This is a genomic window from Pseudooceanicola sp. (assembly GCF_041987405.1).
Lineage (GTDB): Bacteria > Pseudomonadota > Alphaproteobacteria > Rhodobacterales > Rhodobacteraceae > Pseudooceanicola.
Map to the genome: position 1 here is coordinate 179,686 of NZ_JBHIWR010000006.1, position 15,939 is coordinate 195,624.

General features: G+C 61.5%; 17 protein-coding genes. 6 read left to right on the forward strand and 11 right to left on the reverse strand.

From position 1 onward, the window contains the following. Positions 1–13: 13 nt before the first annotated feature. Complete coding sequence (locus ACFC2Y_RS15560) at positions 14–790, forward strand: LytTR family DNA-binding domain-containing protein (RefSeq protein ID WP_375175489.1); 777 nt, start codon at positions 14–16, stop codon at positions 788–790. A 79-nt stretch (positions 791–869) separates the two neighbouring features. On the opposite strand, the gene ACFC2Y_RS15565 is transcribed toward ACFC2Y_RS15560, so the two are convergent. Further along, positions 870–2,468: a peptidoglycan-binding domain-containing protein gene (locus tag ACFC2Y_RS15565; RefSeq protein ID WP_375175490.1), complete on the reverse strand. Its 1,599-nt coding sequence runs from the start codon at positions 2,466–2,468 to the stop codon at positions 870–872. Positions 2,469–2,630: 162 nt separating this feature from the next. On the opposite strand from ACFC2Y_RS15565, the gene lipB reads away from it, so the two are divergent. From lipB to ACFC2Y_RS15580, 3 genes are all read left to right on the forward strand, one after another. Next, positions 2,631–3,311 (forward strand): lipoyl(octanoyl) transferase LipB, encoded by a 681-nt coding sequence (lipB, locus tag ACFC2Y_RS15570; RefSeq protein WP_375175491.1) that lies wholly within the window; start codon positions 2,631–2,633, stop codon positions 3,309–3,311. A gap of 73 nt (positions 3,312–3,384) precedes the next feature. Further along, positions 3,385–3,795, forward strand: coding sequence for a c-type cytochrome (locus ACFC2Y_RS15575; RefSeq protein WP_375175492.1), 411 nt, complete (start codon positions 3,385–3,387; stop codon positions 3,793–3,795). Between the two features lie 71 nt (positions 3,796–3,866). Then, a complete protein-coding gene (locus ACFC2Y_RS15580) occupies positions 3,867–4,334 on the forward strand; it encodes a DUF411 domain-containing protein (protein WP_375175493.1) in 468 nt (155 codons plus the stop codon). Between the two features lie 47 nt (positions 4,335–4,381). Here ACFC2Y_RS15580 and glnT read toward each other — a convergent pair whose 3' ends face one another. The 5 genes from glnT to ACFC2Y_RS15605 all read right to left on the reverse strand — a co-directional run bounded on the left by glnT (position 4,382) and on the right by ACFC2Y_RS15605 (position 9,464). Next, positions 4,382–5,686, reverse strand: coding sequence for a type III glutamate--ammonia ligase (gene glnT / locus ACFC2Y_RS15585; protein ID WP_375175494.1), 1,305 nt, complete (start codon positions 5,684–5,686; stop codon positions 4,382–4,384). Positions 5,687–5,779: 93 nt separating this feature from the next. Next, positions 5,780–7,105, reverse strand: coding sequence for an FMN-binding glutamate synthase family protein (locus tag ACFC2Y_RS15590; protein WP_375175495.1), 1,326 nt, complete (start codon positions 7,103–7,105; stop codon positions 5,780–5,782). Then, a complete protein-coding gene (locus ACFC2Y_RS15595; RefSeq protein ID WP_375175496.1) occupies positions 7,105–7,788 on the reverse strand; it encodes a protein GlxC in 684 nt (227 codons plus the stop codon). The genes ACFC2Y_RS15590 and ACFC2Y_RS15595 overlap by 1 nt, the downstream gene beginning before the upstream one ends. Positions 7,789–7,790: 2 nt before the next feature. After that, a complete protein-coding gene (locus ACFC2Y_RS15600; protein ID WP_375175497.1) occupies positions 7,791–8,678 on the reverse strand; it encodes a glutamine amidotransferase family protein in 888 nt (295 codons plus the stop codon). A 141-nt stretch (positions 8,679–8,819) separates the two neighbouring features. Beyond that, complete coding sequence (locus ACFC2Y_RS15605) at positions 8,820–9,464, reverse strand: helix-turn-helix domain-containing protein (RefSeq protein ID WP_375175498.1); 645 nt, start codon at positions 9,462–9,464, stop codon at positions 8,820–8,822. A gap of 258 nt (positions 9,465–9,722) precedes the next feature. Here ACFC2Y_RS15605 and ACFC2Y_RS15610 point away from each other — a divergent pair, with 258 nt between their 5' ends. Beyond that, entirely contained in the window at positions 9,723–10,895 is a 1,173-nt protein-coding gene (locus ACFC2Y_RS15610) for a hypothetical protein (RefSeq protein ID WP_375175499.1), read from the forward strand. Positions 10,896–11,563: 668 nt separating this feature from the next. On the opposite strand, the gene ACFC2Y_RS15615 is transcribed toward ACFC2Y_RS15610, so the two are convergent. Next, positions 11,564–13,063 carry a tyrosine-type recombinase/integrase gene (locus ACFC2Y_RS15615; protein WP_375175500.1) on the reverse strand — a complete coding sequence of 500 codons (1,500 nt, stop codon included), beginning with the start codon at positions 13,061–13,063 and terminating at the stop codon, positions 11,564–11,566. A 273-nt stretch (positions 13,064–13,336) separates the two neighbouring features. Between ACFC2Y_RS15615 and ACFC2Y_RS15620 the strand changes: the two genes are divergently transcribed. Beyond that, positions 13,337–13,735, forward strand: a complete 399-nt coding sequence (locus ACFC2Y_RS15620) for a hypothetical protein (RefSeq protein ID WP_375175501.1) — start codon at positions 13,337–13,339, stop codon at positions 13,733–13,735. A 168-nt stretch (positions 13,736–13,903) separates the two neighbouring features. Here the strand turns inward: ACFC2Y_RS15620 and ACFC2Y_RS15625 are convergent, their stop codons facing one another. The 4 genes from ACFC2Y_RS15625 to ACFC2Y_RS15640 all read right to left on the reverse strand — a co-directional run bounded on the left by ACFC2Y_RS15625 (position 13,904) and on the right by ACFC2Y_RS15640 (position 15,725). Then, positions 13,904–14,059 (reverse strand): hypothetical protein, encoded by a 156-nt coding sequence (locus ACFC2Y_RS15625; RefSeq protein WP_375175502.1) that lies wholly within the window; start codon positions 14,057–14,059, stop codon positions 13,904–13,906. After that, a complete protein-coding gene (locus ACFC2Y_RS15630; protein ID WP_375175503.1) occupies positions 14,056–14,181 on the reverse strand; it encodes a hypothetical protein in 126 nt (41 codons plus the stop codon). Before ACFC2Y_RS15630 ends, ACFC2Y_RS15625 begins: the two co-directional genes overlap by 4 nt. Before the next feature lie 20 nt (positions 14,182–14,201). After that, entirely contained in the window at positions 14,202–14,891 is a 690-nt protein-coding gene (locus tag ACFC2Y_RS15635) for a hypothetical protein (RefSeq protein WP_375175504.1), read from the reverse strand. Between the two features lie 240 nt (positions 14,892–15,131). Next, a complete protein-coding gene (locus ACFC2Y_RS15640; RefSeq protein WP_375175505.1) occupies positions 15,132–15,725 on the reverse strand; it encodes a hypothetical protein in 594 nt (197 codons plus the stop codon). Positions 15,726–15,939: the final 214 nt, after the last annotated feature.

Below are 15,939 nucleotides of genomic sequence, written 5' to 3' on the forward strand. Positions count from 1 at the left end.
AGGCGGGGACTTCGTGAACGAACAGCCCTTGCAGATCACGAAGCGCGAAATGCAACGCCTCGCCTCTTCCCGCGCGGTGTGGATCGGCCTTGTGGCGGCCGGTGTGATTCTGGGGCTCGCCGGTCCCTTCGGCACGGCGGGCGCCCTGCCCGTCCCGGCACTGATGGTCTACTGGATCACCGTGGCCGCCATCGGTTTCTTCCTCGGCACCGGGGTCGCCACCCTGACGGCGGAAAGCCTGCGCGCCTGGAATGCACCGCGCTGGCCCTCGGTGCTGCTGGCCGGGGCGGCAACCGGCCTGGTCAATCTGCTGGCACTGCTGCTGATCAATTGGCTGGTCTTCCGCCTGTCGCCCACCAATGCGGCCTATTTCTGGGCGATTGCCCCGAATGTGGTGATTATCTCCATGATCATCTCCGCCGCCTTTGTCGCGATCGAGGATCACCTCAACGCACGGGACACCCCCGGCGCCCCGCCGCGCATCCTCGACCGGCTGCCGCTGGAGAAACGTGGCGCGCTGATCTCCCTCTCGGTTCAGGACCACTATGTCGAGGTCGCCACCAACAAGGGATCTGAGTTGATCCTGCTGCGCCTCTCCGACGCCATGGCAGAGGTCGGCGACACCCCGGGCCTGCAGGTTCACCGCTCCCACTGGGTCGCACTCAAGGCCGTGCGCGCCGCCCGTCGCGACGGCGCCCGCGCCATCCTCACCCTCAGCAACGGGACGGAAATCCCGGTCAGCCGCACCTACCTGCCCGCGATCCGCGAGGCCGGGCTCCTCAAAAGCTGACCGCCGGTCCCTTGCGGGGCCCGGCGGTCATGTCTGTCCGGTGATGCTCAGGGCAGCCCCGGGGCCGCCCCACGCAGGATCACTTGCTGAGGTTGAAGGTCGGCAGGGCCGCGGGCTGCGGCGTGGCGACCGAATTGCCCCCGGCCAGCGCAGCCTTGAGCACATCCGCCCGATCCGACTGACCCGGGGCGAAGACCGGCGCCGCGCCGTTGTCCAGCGCGGTCAGCGCCATATCGTACCAACCCTTGGCCTTGGAAGGATCCGCCGCCGTGCCGAAGCCCTGGGTCATGTGATGCCCCACGGTTTCCGCATAGGGCGTCTGACCCGCACCGACCAGCAGCAGCGCCGCGCCGAGCGCCACGTCCTGCTTGTCCCGACGGTAGCCGGAATAGAGGCAGATCGCCCCGGTCGACTGCAGCTGCTCGATCGACATATTGGCCGACAGGGCGAACTTCTGAACCTGCGGCGCGACCTCGGCCGGGCTGCCGGTTTCCAGGGATGCGACGTAGGGCGCAAGCGCCGTGCCGAAGGCATCACACTGCTGATCCACCTGGGCCTCGGACATGCCGGAGACCTGCTTCATCATCTCCTCGCCGCGGGCGATCGCATAGGTCCGCGTCAGGCAGAACTGTTCGCTCAGCGCGATGGCCGGGTCCGACATGCTGGCCACGGTGACATAGCCGCCGTTGGAATTGGTCATCACGTTGACCTTGTTGCAATAGCTCGCCAGCGAGGTCTGACCGGAAGTCGACCCGCCAACCAGCGGGATCGCCGCCAGCGCGGTGACACCGCCCGAAGGCGCGGGCGCGGGCGTCGGCGTGGCCGCCGGAACCTGCGCCGCGGCCAGCATCGGGTCGTTCATCTTGCAGCCGGTGTGGTCGCACTGGAACGCCGCGGTGGTGATGTTGTTCGACCGCTGGTCGTTCAGCTTGTACATGAACTGCTTGCGCTGATACCCGTCCGCGGTCGAGGCGAAAAGAAGCGTCGTGCACTGCGTCTGGCCACACCAGAAGGACGACCCGGTGACCGAGGTGTCGATCACATAGTCGTTCTTGCCGTCCTGGTTCAGATCCGCCGTCTGGATGAACCCGGCGCGCTGCAGCAGCTGCTCGGGCGAGGGTTCGGAGCTGTCGGCGATCTCGTCCACCGCATCGGAGACCTCGATCGGCAGGCCGGCGTAGCCCATGCCGCCATGCCCGCCGGCGTACTGCGATCCCGCCTGGCCGGAATGCCAGGCCGCCAGCAGACCCTTGGTGCCGTGTTTGCTGCGCTGCAGGGCCTTGGCCACATCCGGCCCGCCAACCTGCGCGCGGTTGTAGGAGGTGACAAGGTAGTTGCGCTCGTAGGGCGTCAACTGCCCGGTCACCGGGAAGCCAAGATAGGCCTGATACTGCGAAATCGCGCTGCGCGAGCGGCTGCCAAGCACCCCGTCGGCGACCCCGGCGTTGAACCCGAAATAGTTCAGCGAGGTCTGCGTTTCGCGGTTCTGCGCCCGTGTCGCGCTGTTGTGGGAATAGGTCTTCACATAGACCTTTTTCTTGGGCTGCTGCGAATGGACGATGGCGCCACCGATGATGGCCCCGGCGATCGCCGCCCCAAGGTTGTCTGCCATGGCCGCGACTGGCGTCGTCACGAGGATGGTCGCGGCCATCAGGCCGGATAGGCGTTTCGAGGTCATCAAAAGTCTCCCAGATCAAATACACTGCGGCCAGCGTACCCCCGACCGGCCAATCGACAAAGCCAAAACTGACGCCAGAAGGGGTCAGGTTTTCCAGACCTGTTGCGCCCCCCGTCGCCCCGCCATAGACCAAGGACAGGATTACGAAGCGGGATCAACCCCATGCCCGAATGGATCATCACCCCCGGCCTGACCGACTATGAAGACGCGGTGGCGAAAATGGAGGCGCGCGCCAATGCCATCGCCGCCGGAGAGGCCGATGAACTGGTCTGGCTGGTGGAGCATCCGCCGCTCTATACCGCCGGAACCTCCGCCAAACCGCAGGATTTGACCGATCCGGATCGATTCCCGGTTCATGACACTCGGCGCGGCGGGCAATATACCTATCACGGGCCGGGTCAGCGGGTGGTCTATGTCATGCTCGACCTGAACCGGCGCGGCCGCGATGTCCGCCGGTTCGTACAGCAGCTGGAGGCCTGGGTCATCGCCACGCTGGACGAGTTCAATATCCGCGGCGAGATCCGCGAGGGTCGCGTCGGCGTCTGGGTCGCCCGCCCCGACAAGCCCCCCCTGCCCGACGGTTCCCCGCGCGAGGACAAGATCGCCGCCATCGGCATCCGCCTGCGAAAATGGGTCAGCTTTCACGGCATCTCGATCAACGTCGAACCGGAGCTGGAGCATTTCTCCGGCATCGTACCTTGCGGTATCACCGGCCATGGCGTGACCAGCCTTGTCGACCTCGGCCTGCCGGTCAGCATGGCGGATCTGGACGTTGCCCTGGCGCGACAGTTCGACCTGATTTTCGGGGCGGAGGCGACGGCGGACCTGCGACAAAACACCTGATCCGATCCCCTGTTGATGCTTCCCGGGCCGACCTATTTAATGGTCAATGAAGACTCAATCCCGAGGAAGCCAGATGACCCGTACCCTTACGATCCTAGCCACGCTCGCCGCCATGTCCGCCCCTGCCTTTGCACAGGGCGATGCGGCCCAGGGTGAGAGCGATTTCAAACGCTGCAAATCCTGCCACGCCATCGCCTCTGCCGATGAAACCATCGTCAAGGGCGGCAAGACAGGCCCGAATCTTTATGGCGTGATCGGCCGTACCGCAGGCACCGCCGAGGATTACAAATACGGCGCCGACATCGTCAAAGCCGGTGAAGCCGGTCTGGTCTGGGACGAAACCTCCCTTGCCGCCTATATCGAAGACCCCAGGGCCTTCCTGCAGGACTACCTGGACGACGGCAGCGCCAAGTCCAAGATGACTTTCAAGCTGAAGAACAACACCGCCGACATGGCCGCCTATCTGGCGACCTTCAGCGAGTGATATCGCTGCGGGGCGGTCCATGGCGGACGCTCGCCTGCCGCCCCGGCGTGTCCTGACACAGGAGGGATGGCATGACCTCTTCCCGACGCAGTTTCCTGGCGACCGCCGCCGCCGCAGTGGTGACCGCCCCGCAGGCGGGTTGGGCCAGATCCGCCGACAGGATCCATGTGCTCAAGGACGCCAATTGCGGCTGTTGCACCGCGTGGATCGACATCCTCCGCCAGGGCGGTTTTGATGTCACGGCCGAAAACAGCCTCGGCACGCGCCTCTTCCGGTTCAAGCAGGACAACGGCATTCCCCGCGACATGACCTCCTGCCACACAGCCAGGATCGACGGCTACATGATCGAGGGGCACGTCCCCGTCGCGGATATCCGCAGGCTGCTGGCCGAACGCCCGGATGCCGTGGGCCTCACCGTGCCCGGCATGCCCTATGGCTCGCCCGGCATGGGGCCGGAGGACGACCGCGACGCCTACGACGTCTACCTGATCCGCCGCGACGGCAGCACCGAGGTCTTCTCCAGCTACGACGACGCCTGACCGATCACAGCGAACTGGCCGACTTGCGTGACAGGTTGCTTGCCCCGTCACACGTCCAGCGTATGCGCCCTTTCCCATGACGAGAAATGGGCCAGGAAGCTCTGCCATTCCTGCATCTTGAGTTTGCAGAACGCGGCCGAGACCTCCTCGCCCAGCATCGCCTTCAGCACGTCATCCGCCTCGAAGGCGCGGACCGCATCCAGCAGGTTGAGCGGCAATTGCACCGCGTCCCTGGCCAGATGCCCCTCGGTATACATGTTGATGTCGAGCCGCGGGCCCGGGTCCGCTTTAGCCGCGATACCCGAGAGCCCCGCCGCGATGATCGCCGCCTGCAGCAGGTAGGGGTTGGTCGCCCCGTCGGCCAGCCGCAGTTCGAACCGCCCCGGCCCTGGCACGCGCACCATGTGGGTGCGGTTGTTGCCCGACCAGGTGACCGTGTTGGGTGCCCAGGTCGCGCCGGAGGCCGTGACCGGCGCATTGATCCGCTTGTAGCTGTTCACCGTCGGATTGGTGATCACCGTCATCGCCCGCGCATGGGCCATGATCCCGCCGAGGAACTGCATCCCCTTCTCCGACAGCCCGTTTTCGTCGCTCTCATCGGCAAAGACATTGGTCTTGCCCGCCAGATCCCAGACCGAAATATGGGCGTGGCAGCCATTGCCCGTCAGACCCTCGATCGGCTTGGGCATGAAGGTCGCACGCAGCCCATGTTTTTCGGCCACGGATTTCACCATGAACTTGAAGAAGCTATGCCGGTCGGCGGTGACCAGTGCATCATCGAACTCCCAGTTCATTTCGAACTGGCCATTCGCATCCTCGTGGTCGTTCTGATACGGGCCCCAGCCCAGTTCCAGCATGTAATCGCAGATCTCCGCGATCACGTCATAGCGGCGCATGACGGCCTGCTGGTCGTAGCAGGGTTTCTCCGCCGTGTCGGCCGGGTCGGAAATCGCGTCACCCTCCGGCGTCAGCAGAAAGAACTCCGCCTCCACCCCGGTCTTGACGCGGAGCCCCATTTCCTTGGCCTTGGCGATCATGGATGTCAGAACCGCGCGGGGCATCTGCTCGACAGGCTTGTCGTCCATGACGCCGAGGGTCGGCACCCAGGCCACGTCCGTCTTCCACGGAAGCTGGATCACAGCATCTGGGTCCGGGACCGCCAGCAGGTCGGCGTTGGCGGGCGTCATGTCGAGCCACGAGGCGAACCCGGCAAAGCCCGCGCCGCCCTCTTCCATATCCGCGATGGCCTGAGCGGGGACCAGTTTCGCCCTCTGCGCCCCGAAGAGATCGGTGTAGGAGACCATGAAGTATTTCACGCCGTTCTTTTCGGCGAATGTGGCGAGCTTGCTCATCTGTTCCGTCCTTCGCTGTCTTGGCGAGGCCGGGGGCGCTGCCCCCGGACCCCCGGAGTATTTCGGGAAAGGTGAAGCGGGGGCGCCTTCCCGTCAGAACTGTCCTTTGCCCGGCCACCAGTCTGTCCCGGCGAGGGGGACCTTGGCCATGGCTGCGGCCTCCATCGTCAGGGCGCAGAGGTCTTCTGGTTCCAAATTGTGCACATGGCTCTTGCCGCAGGCCCGCGCGATGGTCTGACACTCCAGCGTCATCACGTTGAGGTAATTGCGCAGCCGTCGGCCCGCAGCCTCGGGTTCGAGCCGTTTGGCCAGTTCCGGGTCCTGCGTGGTGATGCCCGCCGGATCGCGCCCCTCGTGCCAGTCATCATAGGCCCCGGCGGTAGTGCCAAGCGCGTTGTAGTCGGCTTCGTATTTGGGGTCGTTATCGCCAAGCGCGATGAGGGCCGCCGTCCCGATCGACACCGCGTCGGCGCCAAGCGCCAGCGCCTTGGCCACATCCGCGCCGGTACGGATACCGCCCGAGACGACCAGTTGCACCTCGCGGTGCATGCCGAGGTCCTGCAGCGCCTGAACGGCCGGGCGGATGCAGGCGAGCGTCGGCTGGCCCACGTGTTCGATAAAGACATCCTGCGTCGCCGCCGTGCCGCCCTGCATCCCGTCCAGAACCACGACATCCGCCCCGGCCTTCACCGCCAGCGCCGTATCGTAATAGGGCCGCGATCCGCCGACCTTGACGTAGATCGGCACCTGCCAGCCGGTGATCTCCCGCAGTTCGAGGATCTTGATCTCCATATCGTCCGGCCCGGTCCAGTCCGGGTGACGGCAGGCGGACCGCTGGTCGATCCCCACGGGCAGGTCGCGCATCCCCGCGACACGCTCGGTGATCTTCTGGCCCAGCAACATGCCGCCACCGCCGGGCTTGGCGCCCTGCCCCACAACAATCTCGATCGCATCGGCCCGGCGCAGGTCGCGCGGGTTCATGCCGTAGCGACTGGGCAGGTACTGGTAGACCAGCTTTTCGGAATGCCCCCGCTCCTCCTCGGTCATGCCGCCGTCGCCGGTGGTGGTCGAAGTGCCCGCCATGGTCGCCCCACGGCCCAGGGCCTCCTTCGCCTGGGCGGAGAGCGAGCCGAAGGACATGCCCGCGATGGTGATCGGGATCTTCAGCTCCACCGGCTTTTTCGCGAAACGCGTGCCGAGGGTGACGCCGGTCCCGCAGGCCTCCCGATACCCCTCCAGCGGGTAGCGCGAAATGGACGCGCCTAGAAACAGCAGATCGTCGAAATGCGGGACGCGGCGTTTCGCGCCCCCGCCGCGGATGTCGTAGATGCCGGTGGCGGCGGCGCGGCGGATTTCCGAATTCACCTCGCGGGTGAAGGTCGCGGAGTGGCGCGGGTCGGTTCGGGGGGTCTTGTCCATCAGTACTGATCCGCGTGGTCGATGTTGAAATGGTAGAGCTTGCGAGCCGAGCCGTAGCGCCGGAACTCTCCGGGCTTCGCATCCGCCCCGGCGCGGGCCAGCAGATCGGCCAGCAACTCCAGATGCTCCGGCCGCATCTCCTTTTCCTCGCAGTCCGCGCCGAGCGATTTCACCGTCCCCCGCACGAAAAGCCGCGCCTCGTAGAGTGAGTCGCCAAGCGCATCGCCCGCATCGCCCAGCACCACCAGATTGCCCTTCTGCGCCATGAAGGCGGACATATGGCCGATGTTGCCATGCACAACGATGTCGATCCCCTTCATCGAGATGCCGCAGCGCGAGGAGGCATTGCCCTTGATCACCAGCAGCCCGCCATGGCCCGTCGCACCGGCATATTGCGAGGCATCGCCGTCGATCACCACCTCCCCGGACATCATGTTCTCGGCCACGCCGGGGCCGACCGATCCGGTCACATGCACCGTCGCCTGGGCGTTCATCCCGGCGCAGTAGTAGCCCGTGGATCCCTTCACCGTGACCTCGATCGGCGCGTCGAGGCCCACGGCCACCGCATGCGCCCCGCGCGGGTTCTCGATCACCCACTGGGTCTGGTTCGTCTGCCCGGCCTCCGCCTGAAGGGTCGCGTTGACCTCGCGCAGCTCTACCCGGCTCATGTCGAGGGTCTGCATGTTCAGCGCTCCCAAAAATAGACGGTGGCGGGCTCGGGTTCCCACACCCGGGCGGCGTCGATCCCAGGCAGATCGGCGAAGGCGCGGTATTCCGATCCGAAGGCCACATAGTCGTCGGTTTCCGCCATGACGGCCGGCTTGCAGGCCACCGGATCACGCACCACGCCGAACCCGTCGCGCGTGCCGGTGACGAAGGTGAAGAAGCCGTCGAGGTCCTTCAGCGTGCCCTCCAGCGCCTCACCCAAGGACGCCCCGTCGGCAATGCGGGAGGAGATATAGGCGGCCCCGACCTCCGTGTCGTTCTCCGTCCGCGTGAAGATGCCCTTTTTCGCCAGCCGCCGCCGCATGTCGTTGTGGTTCGACAGCGAGCCATTGTGCACGAGGCACTGGTCGTCGGCAGTGGAGAAGGGATGCGCGCCAAGCGTCGTTACGGCCGACTCCGTCGCCATCCGTGTATGGCCGATCCCGTGGGTGCCGCCCATCTTCGCCAGATCGAAGCGCGCGGCCACATCGCGGGGCAGGCCGACTTCCTTGTAGATCTCCATCGCCTCGCCCACGCCCATGATCCGCAGGCCCCGCGCTTCCAGTGCCACAACCACCGCGTCACGCGCACTGGCGGGCAGGTGCAGGACGGCATGGGTGTCGACAGCCTCCATCGTCACCTGGATCCCCGCTGCGTCGGAGAGGCTGCCCTCCAGCCCGTCGAAATCCACATCCGGCGTGTCGGACTGGATCGTGATCTTCAACCCCCGCCCCGGCGCGCCATAGATGGCGATCCCGGCGCTGTCCGGGCCCCGGTCGGTCATCGTGACCAACATGCCGGTCAGCAGCGCCCCCAATCGGGGCTGCAGGTCGTCATTCTTGAGGAACAATCCAACGATGCCGCACATCGGCGCCTCCGCTTGGGTGAGATGTCTTGCCGCACACACTAAGGGGAATATTTATTTCCCCTCAAGAAACTTCGGAGTGCGTCACGCAGCGGATTGTCTGATAGGCAGGCAACTGCCCAAAAACCGGGCAATGCCCCAGGGTCAGGCGCTGGATTGCGGGTAGGTGATGACCGAGAGATAGCGGATCGGAAAGCTCAGCAGCGTCTCCGGCCCATGCGGTGCATCGGAATCAAACAGCAGCGAGTCGCCCGGCTCCAGCCGGTAATGCTGGTCGCCATGGCGGTAATCCATGACCCCTTCCAGGATGTAGAGCATCTCGATCCCTTCATGCTGAAAGGTCGGAAACCGGTCGCTTTCGCTGGTCAGGGTGATCAGATAGGGCTCCACCACCACACCGGAATTGTTCGATCCGATATGGCCCAGCAGGTGATACTGATGCCCGGCGCGCGTGCCCGCCCGGGCGATCTCGACCCCCTCGCCCGCCTTGACATGCATGCAGCCCCGCGCCTCCTCATACCCCGAGAAAAGCTGCACCAGCGGCACTTTCAACGCATGCGCCAAGGCCGAGATGGTCGAGAGGGAGGGCGAGATCACCCCGTTCTCGATCTTGGACAGCATGCCGACCGACAGGCCGGTCTGCGCCGCCAGATCCGCCCCGGTCATCCGCTGCCGATGACGCAACGCCCGCACCTCGCGCCCGATGGCGACCTCCAGGTTCTTCTCCCGCCCCTCCTGCAAGGCATGGGGGTTCTGGGCCGGAAGGGGGGGGCGTTTGTCGCTGGTCATGGGGTCCGTCTCTGACTGCCCTATACCTTTCGACAAGAGGGCGGCAGGTCAATGGGGGCGCAAAGCTAGGGCGTCGATACCAGAGGTCTACATGGAGCAGGCCTGCTGCCCGGGGGGCGAATTGCAATCCGACGTGGTGCTCTGGCTCACACTTGCAAATTGGACAAAATTTGGACACCTTCGGGGCATGAGTGCGTCAAATGCGACTCACAAATTCAACTAGTTATACTTCTTGCTTGCCAAAAAGGACTTGCAAAAATGATTTCGAACAATCGCTTTTTTCTAGCGGCTATCACGTTCGGCTCCGCAACCGCTCTGTTGACGACTACGTCAGCTGTTGAGGCAGCGACGTTCCGCACATCGACCTACTTCCAGTCGGAGACGACAGACAACGACAACGGTCTGACATGCAGTGATTTCAGTTCTGCAGGCGCACTTGTGGAATGCTCGGGCACGCAGGGATACGTCGATGGCGAGACCGGCAAATTCGAGCAAATCGAATATGGCGCAAAAGCGCAGGCGACTTCTGGAGCTCTGAAGACGGAAACCAGTTTGATGAAGGCGCCCGGTACGGATCTACCGGCCCCGCTACCCGAAGAAGAATCGGGATACACCAACTATCTCGGCCCGCAGTACGACGACTACATTGTGAAAGACGAGTACGGCTCGTGGATCGACAATGAGGTCGGCGAGGGTAGCTATGCGCTTCAGTACGACTTTCCAGAACTCAGCGCATATGGTTCGGCCTACGCTTTGGCCAGGATGGATGATGACTGGACGATCACAGGGGGAGTTGCTGGCTCGACCGGCACACTCAAACTATCCTATCACCTTGACGGTTCGGCCAATACTCAGATCTTCCCTTACGATTCTTATGACGAACAGGGGAATGTAATTAGCACCTGTTTCGGCTGTGCCGTGGCATCTTCGCAGACGCACTTGACGCTCAGGGGATATGGACAATCCGGCGAACTTGTAGGGGACGATATCGCAAGCGTGTTTGCGGATGATCTACCGGTCAGCCTCACCGACCCTCAAGAGAAAACGGTTTCTATCGACGAGACGGTGAATCTTTTCCTCGATTTCGTTTTCGGAGAGGAATTCAACATTATTGTGTCACTCTGGAGCCTGTCGGACTTCACCCTTGGGACTTACGATGGTGAATACGGGTATGACGTCGAATACGTCATTCCCGCTTTCGACACGAAGGCGAGCTTCTTCAATACCGCACTTCTCGGTGGCATCACGGTGCTGAACGATCAACAACAAGAAATAGACTTCGCACTGTCCAGCAAAAGCGGAGACCAGGTATTCGAGTCCTTCTCCACCTTGGATAATACTGGCGGCACGCCTGTGGTCCCGTTGCCGGCAGGGCTTCCCCTGATGCTGGGTGGGCTTGCATTGCTTGGCGGGCTGGCAAGACGCCGCTGAACGCTGCTCGGAAATTACCGACATGATCACAGCTCCGGCCTTTTCCAGGCCGGGGCTTTTTTTCGACGCTAGCAGCGCGGTGAAGACTGATGCAACACCGCCGACGCTCAGCACTTCGTAGACAAAACACCCTTCTCCTGAGCGCCCGCATTCGGAAATGGTGTCTACTTAGATCTGAAAGTATTGGCGCACCCATCAGGAGGGGCGCTATGTGTTCCCGTCCTACGAGTTACAGTTCCAACTGGACAGCGTCGGCCGCCATATCCATCAATGAGTTAGCGCGCCAAAGTCCAACAAATCGGAGCCCTTCACCAGCCCAATCCGATCCGCATCGCCGCGCCGACGTTTAGGGCTGCTGCTAACCTGGCCGATCCGGATCTGGGCCCTCCCCTCGCGCCGCCGCTTTCCGTGAGAGCCTCGCATAGAAATCCCTCACGGCGTCTGTGGCCCCGTAACGCTCCACATATTCCAAGAGCAGTTTTTCCAGTTCTTCTGCCAATTCGATTTCAGTCATCATGTTGTCCTGTTGCGCCTCGCGACAGCCTAGATTGAAATCGTTAGCGAAGTGTAAAGAACGGCGAATGTCTTCCAAAGCCGTCAACCGTTTTGGCAATCAGGTCACGAAACGTTGGTCACTGTCCTGAAGGGAATTTCGACTGTGCGCGGTCCTAGGTCATGTACTTTTCGGCTTCGGAAAACACATCCAGAACTTCTGCACTCGCACGGTGGCTGCTTTGAAGCGGCGTCGTGTTACGAAATTCAGTGGTGGTGTTTGCAAACTGACCATTTGAGTGCGCCGCACTCCAAACGGTCGCCAGATCAGTGGCCATTTTGCCCGCCAGTGATGCGTGGTCAGGACCCATGGACGGAAAATTGCGCCGGATTTCGTTCTCCCGCACGCAATCAGATAGGTGCCCATATGTCTGCGCTACGGTCCTTGTATCGGCATGTCCTAATTGTTTGGCGACGACTTCAAGGGAAACACCCTTGCGCACCAGTTCACTCGCGTAAGTGTGGCGCAGCCCGTGGAACACGAACCCCGGCGGAAGTTTCGCTCTTGTTACGGCACGGCGGAACAAAGGCGTGTGCTGGCGCCTCCAAACTTTTTCTCGGTCCGAAAGCAGAACGCGATCGCGCGGCGCCTTGTCACGGCAGCAGTCCAGGAAGAACGCCATTCCTTCGTCCGGCAGAAACACGAAACGGGCCGGACTGCGCTTGAACTCAGACACTCTGATCCCATACCCTTGAAAACCCACGTCCTGCACGCGGAGGTTGGCCAATTCTCCGATTCTGCATCCAGAGTACAGGGCGGCGAGAACCAGTCGTCGGAGAGCTGGCGTGCAGTTCTCGAGCAGCCTTTGGCATTCGGTACGGTTTAGAAAGATCCGCCGCGGAGAATGGATAACCGGCACTCGATTCAGGCACCGCCAGGGCCTCTCAGTTTCGATTTCGCCGTTTTCCCAAGCTTGACGGAAGGCCATCTTAAGAATGGTGACCAGAGAATTGAACGTCCGCTTCCGCTTACGAAGATCATCTGCCGACAACTCCTCTGGTCGTACCGGTTCGCGATAGTGCGAGAAGCCATGTCTGGGAGGTTCCTCCAAGACCTTGGCTGCAAGAGATCGCAGGTGCTTGGCGTTAAACTCTTCCAAGGGGATATGGGCTAGATTTGGCACCAAGTGATGGTTGATCGCCGAGAGGGTATTATAGTGGCCCCCCGGAGTTCGCGCCAATTTGGTCCATTCCGTGTAATCGCGAAGTGCATGACCGACAGAATACACTTTTCCGATCGGGCAAATGCTGACGCTTGTCGTCCGATGCCGTCGGCGCGGGCGTGACGCGTGGGTCATTACATCCGTTGACTGAAACCAATCCAACGCTGAAGCGATCGCTTTTTCGAAGGAGGCCTGATGGTCTTTTCCGACCAAGGCGGGGCCAAGACTTCGTTGCAGATATCGTTTGTCAGCGGTCAAGTAGCGCGCCGTCCAAGTGCAAACCCGCTCATGAGGTCTATAGATTCCGATATGTCGGCCTTCTAGAAGGCGCTCGAAGTACGCGCTTTCTCGAAACGGCAACTCCGCAACGATGGAGCGATCTTGAAAGCGGCACGACGCGATCCGCCTCGCCAGTTCGGGGTAGTTGTCTTTCAATTCGATGATGTCGGTCACTGTCGGCCCTCCAGTTGCTATAACAACCGTGACCCTACACGACGTGTCGTTGGTCCGAGTTGCTCACCTCGGATCGCCCCCCGCTTTGAGACCGAGGAGGACGGGGTAAATCTTTCGGCCTCAACTGCTTCCGTTGAAAACCGACCACCATCGGCTTTCAGTTAAATCAATGGGTTAGGACCGGCGGCGAAAACCGCTTCAATCCAACGGACTCGACAATTGAAGCGAAAAGGCGTCACCATTCGTAAGACCTCCAGATGCAGAGTCGAGGATATGGCAAAAGAAGCAGAACGCCGGGGAGATTTTACCTGTCATATAGAGCCTGCATCGGATGGATCAGGATACATCGGAATTTTTCGGTACAGGACAATCGACTCGGGTGCGATATCCGGTGGCAGCTCGCTAGACGTGCGATCTCAGTTCAACACTATCTGCGATATGATTGACGAAGGCGCACAGCTACGCGGTGGCGTAGTAATGACGGGCTACCACAACCAGGCCTTTCAAGGAGACGTTCTGCTTGTCGACGGCGAGGTTATTGGTTCTTGGAAAGCCGACGAGGAAGAATGGTGCTACTTCACTCCGGTCGGCGCATCGAAGCACGCAATCGAAGCTCCTTCCCCTTGGATGCTGCACGATCTCATTATCGAGGATGCGCGGAAAGCCGAATAGACACCTGCCTTCGGAGGGCAGTGTTAGAACATCCGTTCGACTTGCGTTCCCGGTAAATGCACGGTTTCGGCACGGTTCGGTGCGTTTCGTTTCCGGATATCCGCACCGAAACGGGACCGGGGCCCTAAACCGCCTGGCTGAACCGGGGCGCACTTCGTAGAGACCACCCTACCCCGCGATCCATTCCGTGAACCGCGCGCTCAGATCCTGCAGGCTGTCGGCCGTGAGAGTGCAGAGCAGCTGGTCGTGCTCGTAGACCTTGCCGATGAAGACGCCGCCGACCTCGAAGACCTCGCAACGGAAGTGGCCGGAGCGGAAGATCATCCCGCCTCGATCCGGGCGATCAGGCGGCGCTGGACGGCGACCTTCTCCGCATCGCCCTCAGCTTCATACCGCTCCAGGTTCCGGCGGTAGATCGCGAGGATCTGGTCCTTGGTTGCTGCCATCGACGACCGGCCAGTACCTGTTAGAGGCCCTTCCGCCGTCTATGGCGATGCAGGCCTCCCAAAACTATCAGACCGGATGCCAGAAGACCGACGCCGCCCGGCAAGGGAACTTGAGGGGTTACCTCGCGAAACGTCACGTCGGAGCTATACAGCCATCCGGCAGTTACATTCGATCTAAATATCGTCAGCATTGCGATCGGTCCTTGCACATGCTCCGCCGCGATAGAATTCAATTCAGAAGCGCTCGCATGATCACCACCCAGGAAAGCATCGTCTGCGAGGGCCTCCGCGACAATGTCGAACTGAAGCCAATCGGGCGACGAAGCGCCGTAATTCACTGTGTTAAGGCGAAACCGATCCCCGGTATAGGTGTGGCCGGGATTCCATGTATAGTTGAAAGTGTAAATGGGACCACCAGTTCTTCCGGAGTACGACAGCCCACCTATTGTAGCCGAGAAAGACTGAAGTTGACTTTGCGCGCGCTGCAAGTCAGCCCAGGCGTACGAATAGTTCTGGACAATCGTGTCGTCGGTATCGAAGCTCCACCGAAAGAGCATATCATAATTGCCCGGAGCCAAACCCAGCATAGACAGCTCGCCACCGTAGGCTTCTGATACTCCACGGATTTCCGCCTCAAATGTGCGGGTCACCGCTCCTGCAGTTGAAGCGATTGCAATGAAGAGCGAAGCAAATATTGTAGTGCGAAACATCTTTCCCCCCGGAAATTCCCTGCGGCATTAAAGTTCCAAGTATGACGTGCTGCGACCAAAATGGCAAATATTGGCCACGAAGATCAATCACAGCGGCGACAGTTTCCGCGTCGGCCTTGGCCGAGCTAGAGGCAGAATGTTCGGATCATCGCCGCACGGCACATGTCGTGCGCAAAAACTGAATGGGCCCGGCCGACTACGGCCAGGCCCGATTCCATGTTATTTACTGCTAAGAAACTCTCAGCGGCGGCGTGCCAACCCACCCAGCAGGCCGAGCCCACCCAGCATCAGCAGTGCCGACGCTGGTATAGGGACCACGCCGGAGTTAATCGAAGAAAAATTTTCGACCTCAGTAAATGCAGACAACTGCGTCTGGAGATCACCACCGCTGGTACTTTGAACCGTCGCTGAAACGAAACCCTGTATCATCAGTTGGTCGATTTCAAAGGTGCCGCTCTGCGCGGTGACCTGCACGTAGCCGCTGGTAAGGTTCGGTTGGTCCGACGATCCGAAGAAGAACGAGGATGTGCTGCTGGCGCCCAAGAAGGTTTTGCTACTGCTCGTCAGAACGTTCCGAGCGCTGTCTAGGATGGTGAAGCCGATTGTCGTGCCGGGATCGAGAAGGTCGGACGACAAGAACGTGAAGTTTGCTTGCTGGAACTTGATCGGACCGTCGATCGAAACGATTGGGCAGCAGGACGCCGGGGTGACATCTGCTGCCGAGAACGAAAAGGTCCCTTCGACTGGATTGCTGATAGAAACGGTGAGGGCCTGCGCGGCGCCTGCGGCGCAGAATAGCAGCGTAGCCGCTAGGACTGTGAGTTTGCGAAACATGGAGTGAACTCCTTTTCAAAAATCAAAGAATCTTCTGAATTCGCGGCGCTCCCTTCGCGCAGATCCCCGATGGTTTGTGGTCGCTGGCGAAATTGCCGACGGAGGCCGCTGGGTTATTGATCAAGCGGAGAGAACGAAGCCATGTTACGTCGGCTTTCATACTCCCAATGTGCATGACGGCACGTTCCAGCTTAAAACGCTCGCATTTCTTGCG

What these genes read in the sequence shown, in the direction of transcription:
- ACFC2Y_RS15635 (WP_375175504.1), bottom strand. Translation starts at nt 14,891, where the DNA reads ATGTTTCGCACTACAATATTTGCTTCGCTCTTCATTGCAATCGCTTCA.
- ACFC2Y_RS15595 (WP_375175496.1), bottom strand. Translation starts at nt 7,788, where the DNA reads ATGCAGACCCTCGACATGAGCCGGGTAGAGCTGCGCGAGGTCAACGCG.
- lipB (WP_375175491.1), top strand. Translation starts at nt 2,631, where the DNA reads ATGCCCGAATGGATCATCACCCCCGGCCTGACCGACTATGAAGACGCG.
- ACFC2Y_RS15630 (WP_375175503.1), bottom strand. Translation starts at nt 14,181, where the DNA reads ATGGCAGCAACCAAGGACCAGATCCTCGCGATCTACCGCCGGAACCTG.
- ACFC2Y_RS15590 (WP_375175495.1), bottom strand. Translation starts at nt 7,105, where the DNA reads ATGGACAAGACCCCCCGAACCGACCCGCGCCACTCCGCGACCTTCACC.
- ACFC2Y_RS15600 (WP_375175497.1), bottom strand. Translation starts at nt 8,678, where the DNA reads ATGTGCGGCATCGTTGGATTGTTCCTCAAGAATGACGACCTGCAGCCC.
- ACFC2Y_RS15575 (WP_375175492.1), top strand. Translation starts at nt 3,385, where the DNA reads ATGACCCGTACCCTTACGATCCTAGCCACGCTCGCCGCCATGTCCGCC.
- ACFC2Y_RS15625 (WP_375175502.1), bottom strand. Translation starts at nt 14,059, where the DNA reads ATGATCTTCCGCTCCGGCCACTTCCGTTGCGAGGTCTTCGAGGTCGGC.
- ACFC2Y_RS15640 (WP_375175505.1), bottom strand. Translation starts at nt 15,725, where the DNA reads ATGTTTCGCAAACTCACAGTCCTAGCGGCTACGCTGCTATTCTGCGCC.
- ACFC2Y_RS15620 (WP_375175501.1), top strand. Translation starts at nt 13,337, where the DNA reads ATGGCAAAAGAAGCAGAACGCCGGGGAGATTTTACCTGTCATATAGAG.
- ACFC2Y_RS15605 (WP_375175498.1), bottom strand. Translation starts at nt 9,464, where the DNA reads ATGACCAGCGACAAACGCCCCCCCCTTCCGGCCCAGAACCCCCATGCC.
- ACFC2Y_RS15580 (WP_375175493.1), top strand. Translation starts at nt 3,867, where the DNA reads ATGACCTCTTCCCGACGCAGTTTCCTGGCGACCGCCGCCGCCGCAGTG.
- ACFC2Y_RS15565 (WP_375175490.1), bottom strand. Translation starts at nt 2,468, where the DNA reads ATGACCTCGAAACGCCTATCCGGCCTGATGGCCGCGACCATCCTCGTG.
- glnT (WP_375175494.1), bottom strand. Translation starts at nt 5,686, where the DNA reads ATGAGCAAGCTCGCCACATTCGCCGAAAAGAACGGCGTGAAATACTTC.
- ACFC2Y_RS15610 (WP_375175499.1), top strand. Translation starts at nt 9,723, where the DNA reads ATGATTTCGAACAATCGCTTTTTTCTAGCGGCTATCACGTTCGGCTCC.